Here is a 20,209-nt window from a genome sequence, read left to right as displayed (position 1 = left end):
ATATTCGACGACCCTTAGGCATGGCCACGAAGGAGCGAGAAAATGACGGAAGTCCATAACAGCAACCCGGACAGGCCACTGGTGCTGATCGTCCCGGGTCTCGACAATAGCGGCCCCGGTCATTGGCAGACTCACTGGGAACGGGAGCGCGACGACTGCAGCCGCGTGCAACTCGGCATGTGGGACCGCCCACAGCCGGCAATTTGGGCCGACCGTCTTGGCGCTGCAATCGAAGCTGCGGACCGTCCAGTCTTGCTCGTCGCGCACAGTCTCGGCTGCCACGCCGTCTCCTGGTGGAACGCACTTCGGCGGCCGGAAACGGGCAAGGTGATCGGTGCCCTGTTGGTTGCCCCGCCCGAAGTGGAGGATGCGCCGATCGATTCCCGCCTTGCCCCCTTCGCACCGCTATCGCGCGGAAAGCTGCCTTTCCCCTCGATACTGGTGGCGAGCGGCAACGATCCCTATGCCAGCTTCGGCAAGGCAAGGCGGATGGCGCGCACATGGGGCAGCCGCCTGATCGATGCCGGTCCGCTGGGCCACATCAACGCGCAGTCGAATATCAGGGATTGGCCCTATGGCCGCTTCCTGCTGCGCCGACTGCTCAACAATGCTGCGCAGGCCAAGGTGGAAGAAGAGCGCCGAAAGGTTACCGAGCGAGCATCTGACTCCGTCCGCAGGACGTCCCGCCCTTATGTCAGGTGCGAACCCGATGGTCCTGCCAGGCTCAGTCTTCGATGATGAATTCCGGTGCGGTGGCGATCGGATCGGCGAGAGTTATCCCGTCGAGGATCGCTGCCGTCTCGTCCCGCACTTTCAGCATCAGGGCGCGCAGACGGCATTCGCTTTCCGGCAAGCAATGATCGCAATGCTCGTGCGCATAACGGCTGGCGCATGGCACCAGCGCCAGTGAACCACGCGTTATCCGAATGATGTCGCCATAACGAATGTCCACTGGCGGTAGGGCAAGCTGGTATCCGCCCTCGCGCCCGCGCTGGGACATCACGATACCCACCCGGACCAGTTCCGACAGGATCACTGTCAGAAATTTGGGCGGGATGTTCTGTGCTTTCGCAATCTCACCCATCTGGGCGCGGCCTTCCGGGTAAATCGCGGCCAGATGCTGAAGCGCACGAATGGTATAGCGGCTTTTCTGCGAGAGCATCGCCGAACCCTATTCCTTGCGACAGCTTTTTCAAGTGCAGCGATAGAGTTTATGCCTGACCGCACGGCGCCGCTCGTAACTAGCCGCCTGTTCCGGCTTCCGGCGGTCAAGCCGAAGAGTTCCAGCGAGAGGTTATCTCCAGCTTTCTAATGGGGTTTCCCGACGCGGGCCTGATGGTAGTGCCCCTTTCCTACAGGAAAGGGCCGCCACGCAACGCGGCGGCCCCTTGAGCAAACCTACACAGCCTCAAGCAGGTGCTGGCCCTTGCGCACCTTCATGCTGACCGTTTCCGCCATTGCGGAACTGCGCCGCTGGATAGTGTCGAGGAAGTGCCACGCCCCCGTGACGGCATCCGGCCTGACGTCGAGCGAGACATAGCCGCGCCGGCTGGTATCGCTGAACACGAGGCCGGGATTGGCCTGCATCAGCGATCGGGCCACGTCCTGCGGGCGAGCACCGACGGCGTAATGCTCAAAACCGGGCGAGGTCACGGAGTGGCCCGCGAATTCCACGCCCACACGCTCGCTGCCATGGGCTAGATTATTGCCCCAGGCGTTATGGCTGTCACCCGCCAGCACGACCAGATCCGCGTTGGCGGCAAGCGCGGCCTCGTACAGCCGATTGCGGGCGACCGGATACCCGTCCCACGCATCCAGATTGTACGGCAGGCCTGCCTGCGCCGAAGCTGCCGCAAGCTGGACATAGCGCTTCACCTGTTCCGATGCGTCGTTGCCGAACCAACTCAGCATGTCCTGCGGGGCGGAAACCGTCCCCATCACCACTTGCTGCGCCAGAATCTGCCACTGCGTGCCGGATTGTTTCGACTGGCGAAGCCCGCCGAACAACCAGTCTTCCTGTGCCTGTCCCAGCAGGGTGTGCGACGGGTCCATCCATACTTCGTCACGGAAGTGGAGGAGCGCCTTGCCGATGTCGGTCTGGCCCTTAAGCGCCGCTGCGATGTCTGCCTCTTCGGTCCGCGCGGTCAGGCGCGTTTCGGGCAGGAAGATCGTGGCCAGCGTGCCAATCTGATAGCTGTCCCACACGTTCTCGGACACGGGCAGCCATTCGCGATAGGCCTTCTCCGCCATGGCCTTGCGGACAGACCAAGGGCCTTCCGTATCGGGCTGGTGGTTCTCTGCCCCATCCTTCCAGCTGTTGTTGGCGCTCTCGTGATCGTCCCAGCGGGCGATCATCGGAAAGGCCGCGTGCAGGTTCTGCAGGTCTTCATCCAGCCGGTAACAGGCATAGCGCATCCGGTAATCGGCCAGCGTCAGCGTCTCGTGGTCGGGCTGCAGCAAGCGCCCGGCCACCGCTTCGTCCACAGGCGGGTAATTGCCCGCCGCATATTCGTAGAAATAGTCGCCCACATGGATCGTCAGATCGATGTCCTGGCGGCCCGCGGCATGGGCATAAGCGTTGAACCAGCCATAGGGCAGGTTGGAACAGGAGAAGAGGCCAATGCCGAAGCGGGCGATGTCTCCTTCCGGCAAGGTGCGTGTGCGCCCTACCCGGCTCATCGAGCCATCGGGCGCGACGAAGCGGTAGAACAGCCAGCTATTGGCGGGCAGATCGCCAATCACGGCCTTGGCGGTGTAATCGGCATCGGCCCGTGCAATCGCTTCTCCGCCAGTCACAATCTGTGAAAAGTCGGGATCGCGCGCCACGTCAACACGCAGAGTCGTATCGCCGGACCCGGCGTAGCGTGTCCACAGCAGCACGCTGTTTTGCCTCGGTTCCCCACTGGCAACCCCGTGGGTAAAGCCCCGCGCAGTCAGCAGCGCGGCAACGCCCGGCGTGGAAAGGGCGCCAAGGCCGAGCATGCCGGCCTTGACGAGGGTTCTGCGGTCAATCGCGAGTTTCATGGTTTGCCTGTCCTTCTGTTCGCGAAAGATCAGAACCGCGCCGTGGCCTGCACACCATACATGCGCGGCTCCGCCGGGATGAAGGTGGGAATACCAAAGGCGCCGCCCGTATTGCCTGCGTCAAGCAGGTATTTCTCATCGGCGATATTGCGGCCAAACACGGCAATCTCATACTTGTCATTCGCGAAGCTGACGCCCGCGCGCGCATTGATCAGCGTGACCGGCCCCTGGCTGGTGACTTCCGAATTGGGCACTTCGAAATAGATCTTACCGCGATAGGTCAGCGAAGGCGTTGCGAAGAAGCGCACGCCCTGTGCAAGCGGCGCATCCACCGTGAAGCCGGCCGATGCCTGCACTTCCGGCTGCAGGCGGAAGCGGTCGCCCGCATAGATGCCATTGGCCGCCTTGTCGTCGATCCCGCCATCGATATAGCCGATATTGCCGAACACACTCAGCCACGAAGTGGGCCGCAGCTGCAGTTCGGCCTCGATGCCAAGATTGCTGGCGCTGCCCGCGCTTTCCGTCACGGTGGAGCCGACCGGCTGACCCGAAGGATCGTTGGCATCGGTCACCTGGCGGCTGACCTGGAAGTTGTCATACTTCTGGTAATAGACGCCGACCGAACCCGAAGCGACCCGGCTGGAGAATTTCACCCCGCCTTCATAGTTCCAGACCACTTCCTGCGGGATCACGCTGATGCTGCTGGCGCTGACGTTCAGCGTGGGCGAGCGGCGGCCCTTCGAAACGGTGGCATAGAGGTTCACCTGCGGGCTGAGGCGATACAGCACGTTGAAGCGCGGCAGGATTGCATCGAAATTATCATCCGCCCAGATTGTGCCATCGGTATCGACCTGACCCGGGATAAGCGGAGTTCCGGTGAGCACCGAATTGGGCACCACTGCAAAATAGCCCGACTTGCGGTTTTCCAGCAGTCCGCGCACGCCCGCCGTCAGTTCCAGATCGGGCGTGGGCAGCCAGGTGACATCGCCAAACAGCGAATAGGATGCGTTCTTGCCGTAATTGCCGAAAGTGGAGGTATAGGGGATCGCCGCGGCCAGCCCGCCGGTCAGGAAACCGGTGGCCTGATCCGCCATCAGCGTGCCGTCTGCCGCGATACAGGGAAGGTTCGGCACCACCTTTGCGGCGCATTGCAGATAGGTTCCTTCCTCCGTGGAGAAAGGAACGATCTGGTGGCTGTTCTCATAGAAATAGTTGAAGCCGAACGATCCGCGCAGCGTATCGCTGTCATAAGTGAAGCGGGTTTCGTGGCTGGTTTGCCAACCCGCCGCTTCCTCTGCGAATTCGAGGAACCACGCCTGCGTACCGTCGGCATCGAACACTTCGTCGGCATCGAATTCGCGATAGCCATTTACCATGGACAGCGTCCAGCCGCCGCCCAGTTCCCAATCAAACGACAGGTTTGCATCGTAAACATCGCGCACAAGGCCGAGCTTGCCGTCGCCAAACACCTGGCTCGCGATCGGTTCCGGCGCGCCGGAAAGGTTGGCTGAGCCAAAGGGGTTCGCCGGCCCGTCAGCAGTCGGATAAGTGCCGGAAACGAACGGCGTACCCGAATTGCGCTGCCGGTCATAGGTGCCGACAAGGTCGATCGTCAGGGCATCATTCGGGGTGTAGCGCAGCGATCCGCGCAAGCCGAGATTGTCCTGCGCGTAGAGATCGTCCTGCCGGTCGGACAGGTTAGTGACATAACCGTCGCGCTTCTTCCATTCGCCAGCAATGCGGCCCGCGATAACGTCATTGCCTGCATTCAGGTAGCCGCGCAGCAGGATGGCGTCGTAATTGCCGAGGCCGCCCGTCACTTCGCCGGACACGCCCGGTTCCGGCTTGTTGGTGATCATGCTGACGGCACCGATAGTGGATGCCGTGCCGAACAGGGTGGCCTGCGGTCCCTTGATCACCTCAATCCGGTTCATGTCGTAGATTGCCTGATAGGCACCGCGCGAACGCGAGATGTCCACGCCGTTATAATAAAGCGTCACGCGCGCGGCCTGCTGGGCAGAACCGCTGTCCGACGTGATCCCGCGAATGACGATGCCCGGATTGTTGGCGCTCTGCTCCTGAATGTTCAGGCCGGGAACATAATTTGCCAGTTCGTCGAGATCCGACACGCCCAGACGTTCCATCGCCGCGCCCGTATTTGCCGAAATCGTCATCGGCACGTCGATGGCACGCTGTTCGATCTTCTGAGCCGTAACGATGATTGTGGCCTCGTCTACGGCGCCACCGGCCTGATCGGCGGCCTCCTCGGCCATGGCGACGGACGGGATCAGCGCAGTGCCGGCGAGCAGAATCGAAGCGAACTTGATGGAGGGGCGCATCATAGGTTCCTCATGGATTTTGGTGTCGCCGCGCCAATGAACTCAGGTAGTTACGTTGGCATGACCGGTCGTTTGCGATTTCAGGTCACTATTGCGACCAACGCCTTCAAACAGTCTTATCCAGCAAGCTCATCCACGCACCCGCAAGACATCTCGCATCGCGAAAGGCCACCTGACCATATCGGAACACCTGTCATCCTGCGCGCCATGGACAGGAATGATGCACAGTTGATCAATTGCATAAAAATCTATTGAGAATCATTTGCATTAGCATTGAGGATCGTTATTGACGCGCCTGTAAGCAACAGAACAGGGCGCGAATGATGCGAATGCACACAGCTTGGATCGCCATTGCCGCCGCAGGCCTTTGGGGCGGGGCGGCACAGGCTCAATCGGACAGCGATGGGGCGGCGGAAAGCCTGCCCGAAGTGGTCGCGGAAGGCGAACAGATCGCCCCGCCCGCGAAGCTGGGCACCGGGGTCGCTTCCGGTATGACAACGATCGACCGGCAGGACATCCAGTTGCGCACACCCGGCTCGGGCGACGTCAACAGGCTGCTTCGCATCCTGCCCACCGTACAGTTCGACCAAACCGACGGCGTAGCATCGCAAGACAACATTCAGGACATCCGTCCCGCAAATATCACGATTTCAGGCGGGCATTATTACGCGAACAACATCACGCTGGATGGCGTGAACATCAATTCGCGCCTCGACGTCACGAACGACAATCCGCAGAACGGCAGCGAAGTCGCGGGCCCCAGCTCTCAGACGCACTGGCTCGATTCAGAACTGATCGGCAAGATCACCGTCTTCGATTCCAACGTCTCGGCCGAATATGGGAATTTCACCGGCGGTGCAGTGACGATCGAAACGCGCGACCCCAGCCGCACTTTCGGCGTGACGGCCACTGCTTCCCACACCAGTGACGAAGTCACGAGCTTCAAGCTGACTCGCAGCGCGGAAGCCCTGTATGAAGATGGTGATCTTCCGGCAACGCCGGAATTCGAGAAATGGCGTTACGGCGCCACGATAGACCTTCCACTGAGCGACCGTGCAGCAGTGCTGATCGCCTATAATCACTCTGAATCCCGCGTCACTCACTTCGCCAGCGCCAAATATGGCAATGCCCAGCGTCGCTTCCGCGACCTGAGCGACAATGTGCTGGTGAAGGGCATTTTCGACATCGACAATGCCACCGTCCTGCGCGGACAGTTCGCCTATTCGCCATACAGCAGCACCTCATCCACCGATGTGGCAGTGGACGCGGTCGTGAATTCCAAAGGCGGCGGGATCACTTCCAAGCTGGAACTTGAACATACCGGCACCGTCAACTGGAAAGTCGAAGGCTCCTATGCCTATACCGATACCAGCCGCACAGCGCCGGGCGTGCAATACAATATCCCCAACACCACCACGAACGGTGCCTTCTGCGACAACAGTTCCTGCACAATTGGCGGCATTGGCGATCTGGACCAGACCCAGCGTATCTACACGCTGAAGGGCACCATGAGCACCGAACTGGGCGATCTGGCCCTGCGCGGCGGCGTGGATTACGAACATGTCACTGCCCGCAAATCACGCCCCGTGGACGTTCTGGCCTATAGCCGGGGCAAGCTTGCCAGCAACATCGTCTGCCTGGACGGCGAAAGTCTCGACTGCGCCAGCGGCGAATATGCGCTGGAACAGTATAATTACAGTAAGGCTTACAATGCGCGCGTCTCTCTCGATTCCGCTGGAGCATGGCTTGAGGGAACGCTGGAAACCGGCACGCTGACCCTGCGCGGCGGCCTGCGCTACGATTATGAAAGCTTCCTGGGCAATCACGTGCTGGCGCCGCGTTTTGCCGCTGCCTACCGCCTCCCTTGGAACGACATCGAAGTGAGTGTTGGCGCCAATCGCTATTACGGCACCAGCATGCTTAGCTACGCCCTGCGCGAACAATATCCGAGCACCGAACTTTGGCGCCGCACCGGCGTGAGCAGCGGCAGCGATCTGCTCTATTCCGATGACGGATGGGCACTGTATTCCGTCACCAATGCCACCAGCTATCGCAATTCGAACCTCAAGACTCCGTATTCGGACGAACTCACCGCTGCCGTAACCGGCCGGGCACTGGGCGGCGTCGCGCGCCTCAAGGGCATTTATCGTGACGGGAAGAACGCCTTCGTCAGAACCCCGATGCTGACCGAAGATGCCGGCAACCTGACGCTGCGCTATTACAATATGAGCAACGATGGCTGGACCAAATATCGCGGCGTCTCGTTCGAATGGGAACGTAGCCTCGGCAAGCATGCGCTGGGTTTCAGCGTCAATTATTCCACTACCGACCGTTCAAACCCGGATTATCTGGAAGATGTCGATGACCTGTTCTGGGATGTGCTGCCGGTCCTCTACGATGGCGGGTTCTACACTTCGCGCGAGATCGCCGCGCTGAACGATGCGTCCAACTATCATTCTCCACTGCTGATCAACGCGACATGGTCGGGCAGTTGGCTGTCCGACAGGTTGCGTAGCAATGTCAGCGTCCATTTCCGAAGCGGCTTCGACTATATTGAGGATACGCTGGTCAACCAGACGATCGAAGGCGTCCGTTATGACGTCTACGAGCTGGTCCATTATTCCGACGCGGTGGACGTGGACCTCAATCTCGAGGCGGACGTGGTCCGCTCGCGCTACGGCACGCTCACGCTGACAGCCGCGATCAGCAACCTGTTCGACACCAAGCAGTCGGACGACGATCTTGCAGGCAGCAGCCCATATTTGCTCGGCCGGCAGGCTTGGATCGGCGCGAAATACAGGTTCTGAGGACCGTGAATTCCCGGCATGGAAAATGGATACGGCTGGCATCCCTGCTTGGCGCAGGCCTGCTGCTGGCGGGGGCGGCTGGAGAGCCTGAGCCTGTGCCCCCAGCAAGCGAATTGCGCATGCTCTATGCCGGGAAACCTCAGGACTGGCCCCGCCCCACCCTGCATGACGGCGCCGTGTTCGAAGAATTCGGCCCGCTTCCCGCACGCCCCACGCTGGAAGGGCGCGATGCGCAGATGGCGCAACTGGGCGAGGAACTGTTCAACGAACGGCGCCTTTCCGGCTCCGGCCAGTTTGCCTGCGCATCCTGCCACAATCGCGAGCTGGGCATGGGCGACGGCTTGCGAACGGCCTTCGGCCATGACCGCCAGCGTGGCAGCCGAAATTCCCAGCAGATATTCACTGCCGGGTTGATGCATGAATGGTTCTGGGACGGGCGCGCCGCCACTCTGGAAGATCAGGCCATCGCGGCCATGACCAACCCCATCGAGATGGCTGGCGAACCTGCCCGGATCGAGGAATGGATCAATTCCGACGATCATTATCGCGAGAAATTCGCCGCGCTTCAGGGTGAAGGCCGCATCACCCTGCAACAGATTGTGGGTGCCATTGCCGCATTCCAGAAGAGCCTGCGCCCACCCCGGAGCAAATGGGACCGGATGCTGGAGGACGGGCCGCAGGTCTTCACCGACGAGGAACTGACCGGCCTGCACCTTTTCCGCACCAAGGCGGGCTGCGCCAATTGCCATAACGGCCCGCTGTTCAGCGATCAGCGCTATCACAATATCGGCCTGACCTATTACGGCCGGAAATATGAGGATCTGGGCCGCTATCTCCTGACCGGAAAGGCCGAGGATGTCGGCCGGTTCCGCACGCCGAGCCTGCGCGCGGCGGGGCGAACAGGGCCCTATATGCATAACGGCCTGTTCCCGTCCCTGCTCGGGATCGTGAACCTCTACAATGCAGGCGGCGTGACTGAAAAACGCGAGGCTTCGCTGGCCGACCCGGCCGCCCCCCGCCCTGCGCTGGACCCGCTGGTAAAGGAACTGAACCTGACGGCGGAAGAACGGCGCGCTCTGGTTGCCTTTCTGGAAACGCTTTAGGCGCGCCTACGTCCGGGGCCGGTAAGTCAGCGGCATGGTGAAACTGCGCCGCTTCCAGGTGGAAGTGGCAGGCGGGCGAGGAAACGGGGATGCCGCCTCTATCTGTTGCCGGGCCAGCCGGTCCAGCGCAGGCTCTCCACTGGTTGCGACGATCCGCACCGGCCCGCTGAGCCTGCCGCGCCGATCGATCTGGAATGCCACCGTCACCGTGCCCTGCAGCCCCCTCGCGGCCAGATTGGCAGGATAGGACTTGCGCCGCTCAATCCAGCGATGCACTTCCGCGCCATAGGCTTCCTCCGCATTCGCCGCCGGGCGCCCATTGGTGGGGATGGAGTCAGCCGGAGCGGAGCGCGCAGCCACATTTGCGCTGACCGGGGCTGAGGGTGTACCGGTTGCAGCACTCGTGACGACACCGGTCGCGAAGACGGTTCCTCCTTCGTTCACGTCAGGTAAGGCAGGAACGTCGGCTGGCCGCACGGCTTCCGCCGCTGGCTCGTTTACCAGCCGAAATGCCGGTTGCGGACTGCTGACGGCAGGAAGTGGCGACACAGCCTCTGCCACTTGGGAAGGCGACGACGGGCGAGACTGTGTTTGCTCAGCCGGGGGTGCGGACAGACTGACGACAGTGAGGGCAGGCTCAAGCGGCCCCTCGCCCATGGACGCAGGATTCCACGCACGCGAGACGAGAATTAAGGCCAGCGCACCATGAATCGCCACAGAAAGAACCAGGGCGAAAGCCCGTTGGCCAAACATGCTGCAGCTTAACGCGAATTACTCGCATTATCAAGTTGCCGAACCATCACTCTGATGGTCAGTCCGGGAGTTCTGGTTCGCCCTTGGCGGGAATTGAGAAGCCGGGCCAAACGAGTGAAAGTGGGGCGGCAATTGCCGCCCCATCCCATCTGCCCGCCAATCCGGGCGCCATATTGGCAGGATCAGAAGTGGATGCTGAGACCGCCCAACACGCTGTTGTCCGTCGCGTCGGCGCCGAACTGGCCCTTGTATCCGACATTCAGGCGGACATTCTCGCTCATCGGGAAGTCCAGAGAGACTTCTGCCAGCAGGGCATCGTCGTCGATCGGCACACCCGAAACCGTGAACGGCGTTGCCGCCGCACCGAAGGAGTGGGTCGCGAGGATCGCCGTATCGTCAAAGGCATGACGCCAGCCCAGCACAACCTTCAGTTCGGCGCCTTCTTCAGCCACGTCCAGCTTGGCCGAACCGCGCAGGCCCAGCGTACCGAAGGTTGTGTCCGTGGTCATGCTGCCGCCAGTCAGCGCCGCAACGCCCCCGGCTTCGGCATAGGCGTCGGTCTTCAGGCTGACATAGGCAAGGCCCGCAAACGGCTCGAGATCGATGGCCCCGACCTTGAGCGCATAGCCCACTTCACCGAACACCTGCGTCGTGCCGGCATCGTAATCGGCTGCCAGCGTCTGCGCTGCCGGGAAGGCCACTTCCCGAACGGTGGAGAGATCATGCCAGCTGTGGCTGAACGCACCGCGCAGGCGGAACTGGCCGATTTCCCCGCCGGCATAGGCGCCAAGGTGATAGGTTTCCGCTTCCGCAGTCGAGGCTCGGGCCGCAACGTCGAAATCGCTGCTGCTGTAGCCGCCCAGCACGCCGAGGCGCCAATCGCCAAGCTGCGTATCGAACCCGACGAACACGCCAGCGCTATCCCGCTCCAGCTTCGCCACATTGGCATCGCCATTCGTGTGGCCCCAATTGCCGAAGCCTGTCGCCCACAGGCCAGTGCCCTCCCCGCTTTCGGCCGCATGGTCCATCGCGACACTGCGCAGGATCTGGCTCTCGTTGATGAGCGCCGATTTGATCGATGCGTGGATTTCGCCGGAAAGCCCGTCAAAAACAGCGGCAAGGTCACCCTGTTCCAGGAACATCGCCGCATAGTTGATCGCATTGGTGCCGCCCAGCGCCTGCACGGCATTGGCCGCAGCGCCCTGATTGGCAGCTGTCACCAGCGCCGACCACGGAGTCTTGATGCCCTGATAGGTAACCGTCACACCGTCATCGAGATAGGTCACCACGCCTTCCAGCAGCGGATTGTTCTCGACGGGCAGCAGGAAGCCATCGCCTTCCACCACGATCTCGCCAGTGGAACCTTCGCCCAGCGCGATCACCTGATAGGGATTGTCGAGCAGCACGCCCGGCGCGAAATCCGCGGTCAACTGCACGCCATCCTCAATGGTGACATCGCCGGATTCCACCAGAATGCTGTCATGCAGCGCGCCATCGATCTCCACATCGAAGATTGAGCCGCTTTCAAACAACACGTCGCCAACGATGGTGAGCTGGCCCGGCGAATTGCCCGGCGCCAGTGTACCGCCATCGCCAACGACCAGCGAACCGATCGTGCCCGCGCCGCCAAGGGTGCCACCGTCACCTACGGCAACGCCCGCGCCGGCCAGGTTCCCGTTCGCCTTCAGAAGCCCCCCTGCAACGTCGATCGTCCCGAAATAGTCCGGGGAATCCGCTGTCAGGTCAGTAACCCCGGCAAGGTGGCGAATTTCGCCGCCCGTGCCGAACATCACATTGTCAAAGTCGATATTGCTGGTGTGGTTGAACACCAGAGTGGCATCGCCTTCACCGAAATAGATGCCGTTGACTGCGTCGACCGTACCGGCGGCGACCGCATCTTCACCCTCTTCCGCGCCGATCACCAGCGTACCGGTGGCCGTATCGTAAGTGGCGATGTCGATCTTGTTGGCTGCCTTCAGCAAGCCGCCATCCTGCACGATGACAGTGGCATTGCCGGTGAAGCCGACACGCATATTGCCGGAATATCCCTCACGTGTGAGCACCTCGAGGGAGGAGCCTTCTCCGGTGATCAGAACCGTGCCGTAAGACCCTTCGTCCACGCCAGCCGCTGCCGTATAGGCCGTTGCGCTCGCGCCATCGGCAATGGTCAGCTGGCCATAGCCCACAGTGCCGTTGCCAGAGCCGCCGACATAGAGGCTCAGCTGGCTGACCAGCGCACTATCCTCGCCAGTAACCGTCATTTCGGCCAGGCTGTCGCCATAGCCGCCGATGTAGACGCCATCTGCCTGCAGCAGGCCGCCTTCGGAAACCAGCGTCTTGCCTTCGTCCAGACTGAACCAGCCATCGGCTGCGCCCCAATCCGCCGGAAGTTCGGGATGCAAGGTGCCGATCAGCATCTTGCTGTCTTCACCGGTGATGGTGATGTCCGCGCCTTCGCCAGCGTAAAGCCCGCCGCCGGAGGTTTCGAACACGGCGCCATCACGCACCATGATCGTCGCACTGGAACCTTCCTCCCGGCCGATCTGGGCATGAAGTTCGTTAAACCAATGGGTGCCTTCCCCCTCCAGCGTCAGCGAGCCTTCTTCCGGCCCCATCACTGTCTGGTAGGTTTCAACCCGGGCACCGCCGGAAACGGTCACATCGCCGCTGCCTTCCTGGCCGATGGTGAAGGTGGCGGTGTTGATCCACTCGGCGTCCTCGCCCGAAATAGCGGCGGATGCGCCATCATCGGAACCAACAAAGGCATTGGTGGAGCCAAGCTGTCCGGTGAGTTCAAACAGGCCCTCTTCCACGCGAACGTCACCCGCATAGGCGGAGCTGTCGCCGGTAAGGGTCAGCTTCGCATCGCCTTGCTTGATCAGGGTGCCGCCGCCTGCAACCACGTTGGAAAGGCTCGTATCCAGCGAAGGATCGATTGCCAGAGAGCCAGTGCCGATGGTGAGATCGCCGTTGAGGACAGAGCCTTCCTCGAGAACGAGGGTCGTGGCGCCGCTGCCCACTACCACGGCCGATCCGGTTCCCGTGATCGTGCCGCTATTGGTGATCGTCGTCGTGGTGGCCCCGGTGCGGATGCCATCCGCGCCCTGCACCTGACCGCTATTGTCGATCGTCGCGCTGCCAGTCAGGACTTCGACACTGATGCCGTCCGTCTTGCCGACGACCTTGCCGGAATTGACGATCTCGATCTCGCCATTGCGGGCAAAGGCGTAAATGCCTTCGCTTCCGGTTGCGATGACATCGGATTCATTGGTGACGGAAACATCGCCGAAGCCATCTTCATCATCGTAATATCCGGCATCTGCGAAGATGCCTTGATAGGCGTTGATCGTGCCGGTGTTCAGGACGGTCGTGTCGCCCTGATTGGCCGATCCACGGATACCAGCATCGGCCGATGCGATCAGTTGGCCGGAATTGGTGACCTTCACATCGCCTGTCTGCGACCAAGCGACCAGTGCCTGCTTCTGTTCTGAAGTGACCTTGGCGGAATTCTCGATAGTGACGTCGGCAAAATAGCCAACGGCGCGAATGCCTGCCTGATTGCCTTTCACCTCGCCGCTATTGTCGATCAGCACCGTTGCGAAATCGTCCACAGTGCCCGCACCATCCGCATAGATGCCACGATTGTTCGTGTCGGTGACGGTCCCGGTATTCGTGATCGAGACAGAACCGCCATTGCTGGTGGCGGTAATGCCCGCGCCGTTCGGGTCAGGCGTCCCGGCGGTGACGGTCGCGCCGCTTTCGATCGTGATGTCGCCGCCGATGTTGTTACGCACCCATACGCCGCCGAAGCCTTCGGTGCTGGTGATGTCCACATCATCGGCCAGCGTCACGGAAATCGTCGTATCCTCGACGAAGGAATTGATGTTGATGCCGCCGTAATCGGTCGAGTTCACGCTGGTATCCTCAACCGTCAGCGTAATGCCCAGCGGGCCTTCCGCATCCGGATGGGGATTGTAGTTGATATTGCCATCTTCGAGGGTTTCGCCGGTAACATCGAGGCTGCCCGCCCCGGAATTTGCCGTTGCGTCAATCCTGTCAGGCCCGCAATTCAGCACGGTTACACTGCCAGGCCCGCCGGGCGAACAGGCGGCGGATGCCTGCTGCGGAAATGCGGAAAGGCATGCAAGGGCGGCCCCTGCGAGAAGAAGCGGCTTCAGCGCATGCGTTGATTGGTATTCGGACTGCATCTCATTCCCCCTTTGGAAGTTCGCGAACACGCGCAAAGCGAGCAATCCTGCTCACTTCCGGGACTTAACCCGCAAGGCACGAACTTCAATATTCATTGATCTTTCATAAGGTTATATAAAGTGTCAACGCAAGACACGCTATTTCACCTAGTGAGTGCTGAGCAGGGCCACAAAGGCACTTAAGACGCACAGAAACGCCCAGTTAAGACGCACAGAAACGCCCCGTCGCCAGCGAGGCGACGGGGGCAGTGATGGCGTCTGAATGGAGTTTGGAAGGCCGGTTCGTCAGCCTTGTCCGACCGCCTTCGGAGGCAACCATTGCGTCGGACGCATCGCCGGGGCGTAACCTTCTGGTCACGCTCCGGCAACACACTCGTCAGTGGCCGGCGGTGGCCTGCTGTTCTTTGGCGGACTTCAGCACATAGGCGCGAATTGCCTCTGCCTGATCGGCACTGAGCCAAGGGGCGAAGCTGATCATCCCGTTGTCCTTCAATGCCCCCTCGATCACAACCGAGCGCCATGCATCCCGGTTCGTCGCCACCTGGCTCTTGAACAGGTTCGGGTTGACCGGTCCGGTGTGGCAGATCGAGCAGAAGGCGAAATATTGCTTCTCCCCTTCCGCATATTGGGCTGCGGTGAAGATCTCGTCGCTCTGGGCAAAGGGCAGTTGCGGGATCGGCGGCAGCTTGGGCAGAGTGCCCTTGCCATCGATCCGGAAGGCCAGCAGCACGCCATTGGCAGGCGGGCGGCGCATCCAGTCGCTGGCCGTGGCCATGCCCATGGAGCCGCCATAGCCGGCCAGCACCGCGACATATTGCACGCCCTTTGCCCGGAAGGTGACTGGCCCCGCCATGATCCCGCGCTGGGCATCGAATTTCCACAATTCCTTGCCCGTATCCGCAGCGCGGGCGCGGAATATGCCATAGGGATCGCCCTGGAAGACGAGGTTGCCGCCAGTGGCCAGCGTGCCGCCATTCCACGGCCACGGCATGTCGATCTGCCAGCGTGCCTTCTGCTTCACCGGATCCCAGGCCACCAGCATGCCGCGGTTCATCTTGGCGAGGGCTGCGCGTCGTTCCGCAGGCGTGGCACCGGCCACGGTGCCTTCCGGCGGATCGAGGAACGTAACGCCGGTGTTCCAGCGCCCGACATGGCGGGTGTAATTCTTGTCATCGCCATAGGCCAACGGCACATGCATTGCCGGGATATAGACCAGCCCGGTCTTGGGCGAATAGCTCATCGGGTGCCATGCATGCGCCCCGATCCCGGCGGGATGGATGAGATAGGGCTTGTCCGCATAGCGCGCCTCGGGCTTTTCAACCGGGCGGCCAGTGACGAGGTCGATCTTCTCGGCCCAGTTCTGGGGAACGAAGTTCTCCGCGCTGATCAGCTTCCCGTTGCTGCGGTCGATCACATAGAAGAACCCGTTCTTCGGCGCCTGCATCAGCACCTTGCGCGGCTTCCCGTCGATGGTCAGATCCGCCAGCGTGATCTGCTGCGTGGCCGTGAAGTCCCAGGTCTCGCCCGGGTTCACCTGATAGTGCCACTTGTACTTGCCCGTATCCGGATCGAGCGCGAGGATCGAGGAGAGGAACAGATTGTCCCCCTTGCCTGCCGAGCGCGCGCGGTGGTTCCAGGGCGAGCCATTGCCCACGCCCACGATCAGCTGGTTGAAATCGGCATCGTAGACCACCGAGTCCCACACGGTGCCGCCGCCGCCCATTTCCCACCAATTGCCGTTCCAGGTCTTGCCCGCGAACTTGGCGAAGGCCTCGTCCGAAGCGGCCCCATCGGGGCCATCGGCCGGATTGCCGGGCACGGTGTAGAACCGCCACACAAGCTTTCCGGTATTGGCATCATAGGCGCTGACATAGCCGCGCACGCCCAGTTCGGCGCCCGAATTGCCGATGATGACCTTCCCGCGCACCACGCGCGGGGCCATGGTGATCGTATAGGGCTTCTTCTGGTCGACCGTGACGGTGGACCACAATTCCTTGCCGCTGGCCGCATCCAGCGCAATCAGCCTGCCATCGATCGTGCCGACGAATACCTTGCCTTCCCACACCGCGACACCGCGATTGACCACGTCGCAGCAGGCGTGAGCGCCCTTCTGCCCGTCCACCTTGGGATCGTAGTTCCACAACAGGCTGCCGGTGCTGGCGTCCACCGCCATGACCTTGGACCATGCGGTGGAGACATACATGATGCCATCCACCACGATGGGCGTGGCTTCCTGCCCGCGGTTGGTGTCCAGCGGGACGGACCATGCAAGGCTTAGCTTGCCGACATTGCCGTCATTCACGTCTTCCAGCGGACTGTATCGCTGTTCGGCATAGGTGCGGCCATAGGACAGCCAGTTATCCGGATCGTCTTCCGCAGCCAGCAACCGCGCTTCGGTGACATTGCCTGCAGGCGGTTTTTCACAACCGGTGAGAAGAAGTGCTGCGGCCAGCATGACTGCCCTGTGGAACACAAGCGTTACTCCGCGATAATCGCAGGCAATGGACGCGCGCCGCCCCCGGACGGCAGCCATCGCAGACGCCCTTTCGATGCGCCCGCGATGCCTCATCGCAGTGTCACTGCCTGCCTGACTGAATTAAGGGTGTGGGGCTCCGGGAGGATTTTGCTGTGGAGCCCCACATCCAGGGTAACGCCAGGTCAGAACTTGGCGTTGATCCCGGCATAGAAACGGCGACCGATCTGATCGAAGAAATAGGCGTTGATCGGGAAGCCGCCGATGGTGTTGGCAAGGCCGGTTGCCGAGGCATTATACTCGGTAAGCGGCGGTGCCTTGTCGAACAGATTGTCGACGCCGAAGCGGAACGTCACATTGTCCGTAACCGCATAGCTGCCGTTCAGATTGAACAGGTCATAGGCCGGGCTACCGACGAAGGGCGTGTTCGGATCCGACGTGTAGGCGATGGATTTCGCCGCCGGCAGATGCTGCCATTGCAGGCCGATCGTGGCCTTGCCGATGGAATAGGTGAAGTTGTTCAGCATCTTCCAGCGGAAGGTACCCGGATTGAGGCCGTTTTCCGCAATGGCGTTGCTGCCTGCCGGGCCGAGCGTGCCTGCATATTCCACAAGCTGGCCGGCTGCACCCGCGCTGGCGGGAAGTGCCGCCGACTTGAGGGTGAGCAGGTAGTTGAACACCGTGTTGAGGCTGAACGTGCCCGGGCCGATCGGGAAGGACCAGTCGAGCTGAACGTCGATGCCTTCAGTCCGGAAGCGGCCATTGTTCAGATAGGTCACCTGAACATTGCCCAGCGCACCATCACCCGCGACACGCCCCACTGCCTGACAGAAGGAAGACGCCGCAGCAGCAGACGGATCGCTTGAGATTGCCGGATTGAAAGTGGGATCGAAGCAGAAGCGCTGCGCCGTATCCAGCGTGAGCGGCCCGATCGCATCGTCCACGGCGATGTTGTAATAATCGACCGACAGACGCAGGCGATTGAACATTTCCGCATCGAAGGGCGAACTGACCACAGCACCCAGAGTCCAGGTCTTGGCGGATTCAGGCTTCACATCCGGATTGCCGACCAGTGTCGGGAAGGCAAATGCCGGGCCGAGCGCGTTGTAGAATTGCGGGTTCGAATAGAACGTATCGGCCGTTCCCGCGATCGACTTGTCCATCAGGATGCGACAGACCGCTTCGACATTGGCCGCGTTCGAGTTCTTGCCCGGGTTGGCGGACCAGCCCAGCGTGTTGTTCCGACGGCAAACGTCGCCGCCGCCCGCTGCAGTGAAGGTCTGCTGCGGAGCGAGGTAGAGTTCGGCAATGTTCGGTGCGCGCACCGCCTTGTTGAACCCGCCACGCAGACGCAACCAGTCGGTCACTTCCCAATCGGCCATCGCCTTCCAGGTGAAGCTGTTGCCGGTGGTGTTGTAATCGGACGAACGCGCGCCGAGATTTAGCTCGAATTTCTTGATGCCCGGCACATCCGCCAGAACCGGAATCAGCAATTCGCCGTAGAATTCATCCACTTCGATCTCGCCCGATGAATTACCGCTCGGGTAGATGCCGATTGCCTGATCCTTGAACGAACGACCCTGCGTGGTCAGCGTATCGTTGATGAAATCATAGCTGTTCTTGCGGTGGCTGGCGCCGATGGCCGCACGCAGTTGCCCTGCCGGCAGTTCGAACAACCCGCCCTGCGCGTTGAATTCGAACACCGTCTGTTCCATCGTGGCCTTGTTCTGCAGATTGGCGGAAACCGCCTCGATGCAGTCCTGCGAGACGACCTGGTCGACATCGAACGGATCGAACCCGCTGGTGCAGGTGGCAGTGGAGGCACCAAAGCCGCCAAATGCGGAATTGCCAGTCGATTTGAAGCCCGCGCCCCAATTGGGCGAACCGATCACCGCACGGAACCGCTCGAGCGAAGCCGTACCGGTGATCAGCGACGTGGTCTGCGACTGACCGCGCGATGCATAGAGTTCCCAGGTCCAGTCACTGCCCGGAATGCTGCCTTCAAGGCCCGCGACGAGGTTATAGGTCATCACCTCGGTCTTGGATTCGCGGTTCGCATAATTGAGGTAATAGGTCAGCTGCCAGTCGCAGCTCGCCCCGGAACCGGCGGCCCCGGCCACTGCCGAGGGATCGCAATGCAGCAGGTCGCGGATCGAATCCGGCGTGCCGATCGGGATGACGCGACTGTCGAGGATCGAACGCAGTTCCGTTGGAACTTCGCTGGCGGCCGGCACGAAGGCCGACCAGCCATTCACCGAGGGCGAAGGCTGCTGGACAGTGTTGGTCGTGACATGGGTGAAGGTTCCCTGCCCGAATACGCCGATCCAGTCGTTGATCTCGTAATTGCCGCGAGCGTAAACGTTATAGCGCGACAACGGCAGCTGGACGAAGCCATCGAGGAAGTTCTGGCCGAGCGTGCCATCGGCCTGCTCTTTCCATTTCGGCCCGGATGTGTCGCCCTTGAAGCGGGAAACGCCGCCCGGAGGGCTCTGGAAGAAGCCGGTGAAGGCAGTGCCGTCTTCATTGAAATACAGGCGAGAGCCGGTTGCCACCGCACCCGCGCCGAATATCGCGTCATAGGAACCCTGCGTGGGATTAATCCCGCCATAGGGCTGGAAGCCCGAGAAATCCGGGAAAAATTCCGTGCCGGTGAAGCGTGGATCGGACCACACTTCCTGGAACCATTCGCGTTCTGCCTGGGCGGCGGAACGGCGATCGTTCATCGACAGGCCGAAAGTCACATTGCCCCGACCATCGTCGAAATTTGCGCCCATGATGCCGCTGATGGTGTATTCCGTGCCGTCGCCACGTTCGGTGGTGCCGATCTGCGCATCGAGATCGAGCCCCTGGAAGTTCTTCTTGAGGATGAAGTTCACGACGCCGCCGACCGCGTCAGCACCATAGGTTGCCGATGCGCCGCCGGTGATGATTTCGACACGATCGATCGCAGCAGCCGGTATCGTGTTGATGTCGACCACGCCAAGTGCGTTGGCCGGCGTAGCACGACGCCCGTCGACCAGCACCAGGTTGCGGTTGGTGCCCAGGCCGCGCAGCGAAACGGTTGCCGCGCCCGGAGTGTTAGTTGCAGTGGGCTGGATGTCGCCACCCAGCGAAGGCGTCTGTACCGGAGTGAAAGCGGGCAGCTTGTTCAGGCTGGTTTCGATGGCGGCAGTACCTGTCGCCTTCAGCAAATCCTCGCCCACCGATACGATGGGGCTGTTCGCTTCATAATCGCGCCTGACGATGCGCGAGCCGGTGACGACGATGTCCTGAGCCTGCGGCTCTGCTTCGTCGCCTGAAGATGTCTGCGCCATGGCTGGTGACGCCGCTGCCACAATGGCAATCGCCGTCGAACACGCGAACGCAAGACGCAACTTTGCTGTAGTGCCCGTCATATCCTTCTCCCACTCCCCTCATCGGTGGGATCTTGCAGACGATCCCTTTCCGTGAGTCGCACTTGTTGTGTGCCGTGCCGCTTTTCGGCCTTAACAATCTATCTATC

Annotated in this window: 11 protein-coding genes; 4 read left to right on the top strand and 7 right to left on the bottom strand. The window is 61.4% G+C overall.

The window, feature by feature from the left end; genetic code table 11:
* Positions 1-42 precede the first annotated feature (42 nt).
* The gene (locus tag SZ64_RS00865) at positions 43-738 is read left to right on the top strand and encodes an alpha/beta hydrolase (protein WP_082384375.1); all 696 of its coding nucleotides are present in this window, start codon (positions 43-45) and stop codon (positions 736-738) included.
* On the opposite strand, the gene SZ64_RS00860 is transcribed toward SZ64_RS00865, so the two are convergent.
* The 3 genes from SZ64_RS00860 to SZ64_RS00850 all read right to left on the bottom strand — a co-directional run bounded on the left by SZ64_RS00860 (position 725) and on the right by SZ64_RS00850 (position 5,366).
* Positions 725-1,162 carry an Rrf2 family transcriptional regulator gene (locus SZ64_RS00860; RefSeq protein WP_054529101.1) on the bottom strand — a complete coding sequence of 146 codons (438 nt, stop codon included), beginning with the start codon at positions 1,160-1,162 and terminating at the stop codon, positions 725-727. The genes SZ64_RS00865 and SZ64_RS00860 overlap by 14 nt on opposite strands.
* 236 nt (positions 1,163-1,398) lie before the next feature.
* Positions 1,399-3,024 (bottom strand): alkaline phosphatase D family protein, encoded by a 1,626-nt coding sequence (locus SZ64_RS00855; protein WP_054529100.1) that lies wholly within the window; start codon positions 3,022-3,024, stop codon positions 1,399-1,401.
* A 29-nt stretch (positions 3,025-3,053) separates the two neighbouring features.
* Positions 3,054-5,366 (bottom strand): TonB-dependent receptor, encoded by a 2,313-nt coding sequence (locus SZ64_RS00850; RefSeq protein WP_193391502.1) that lies wholly within the window; start codon positions 5,364-5,366, stop codon positions 3,054-3,056.
* A 9-nt stretch (positions 5,367-5,375) separates the two neighbouring features.
* Between SZ64_RS00850 and SZ64_RS18430 the strand changes: the two genes are divergently transcribed.
* From SZ64_RS18430 to SZ64_RS00840, 3 genes are all read left to right on the top strand, one after another.
* The gene (locus tag SZ64_RS18430; protein ID WP_156313395.1) at positions 5,376-5,618 is read left to right on the top strand and encodes a hypothetical protein; all 243 of its coding nucleotides are present in this window, start codon (positions 5,376-5,378) and stop codon (positions 5,616-5,618) included.
* 65 nt (positions 5,619-5,683) lie between these two features.
* Positions 5,684-8,170, top strand: coding sequence for a TonB-dependent receptor plug domain-containing protein (locus tag SZ64_RS00845; RefSeq protein ID WP_156313393.1), 2,487 nt, complete (start codon positions 5,684-5,686; stop codon positions 8,168-8,170).
* A gap of 5 nt (positions 8,171-8,175) precedes the next feature.
* A complete protein-coding gene (locus SZ64_RS00840) occupies positions 8,176-9,273 on the top strand; it encodes a cytochrome c peroxidase (RefSeq protein WP_054529098.1) in 1,098 nt (365 codons plus the stop codon).
* A 6-nt stretch (positions 9,274-9,279) separates the two neighbouring features.
* On the opposite strand, the gene SZ64_RS18695 is transcribed toward SZ64_RS00840, so the two are convergent.
* The 4 genes from SZ64_RS18695 to SZ64_RS00820 form a co-directional block, all read right to left on the bottom strand.
* Positions 9,280-9,633 carry a TonB family protein gene (locus tag SZ64_RS18695; protein WP_054529097.1) on the bottom strand — a complete coding sequence of 118 codons (354 nt, stop codon included), beginning with the start codon at positions 9,631-9,633 and terminating at the stop codon, positions 9,280-9,282.
* A gap of 575 nt (positions 9,634-10,208) precedes the next feature.
* Entirely contained in the window at positions 10,209-14,234 is a 4,026-nt protein-coding gene (locus SZ64_RS00830) for an autotransporter domain-containing protein (RefSeq protein WP_054529096.1), read from the bottom strand.
* Positions 14,235-14,610: 376 nt separating this feature from the next.
* The gene (locus SZ64_RS00825) at positions 14,611-16,767 is read right to left on the bottom strand and encodes a PQQ-dependent dehydrogenase, methanol/ethanol family (RefSeq protein WP_241772947.1); all 2,157 of its coding nucleotides are present in this window, start codon (positions 16,765-16,767) and stop codon (positions 14,611-14,613) included.
* Between the two features lie 125 nt (positions 16,768-16,892).
* Positions 16,893-20,021, bottom strand: coding sequence for a TonB-dependent receptor (locus tag SZ64_RS00820; protein ID WP_054529095.1), 3,129 nt, complete (start codon positions 20,019-20,021; stop codon positions 16,893-16,895).
* Between the last annotated feature and the right edge of the window lie 188 nt (positions 20,022-20,209).

Source organism: Erythrobacter sp. SG61-1L (genome assembly GCF_001305965.1).
Classification (GTDB): Bacteria; Pseudomonadota; Alphaproteobacteria; order Sphingomonadales; family Sphingomonadaceae; genus Andeanibacterium.
Note: the sequence above shows the minus strand (reverse complement) of the source record. Positions and strands in the feature narration are given on the sequence as shown.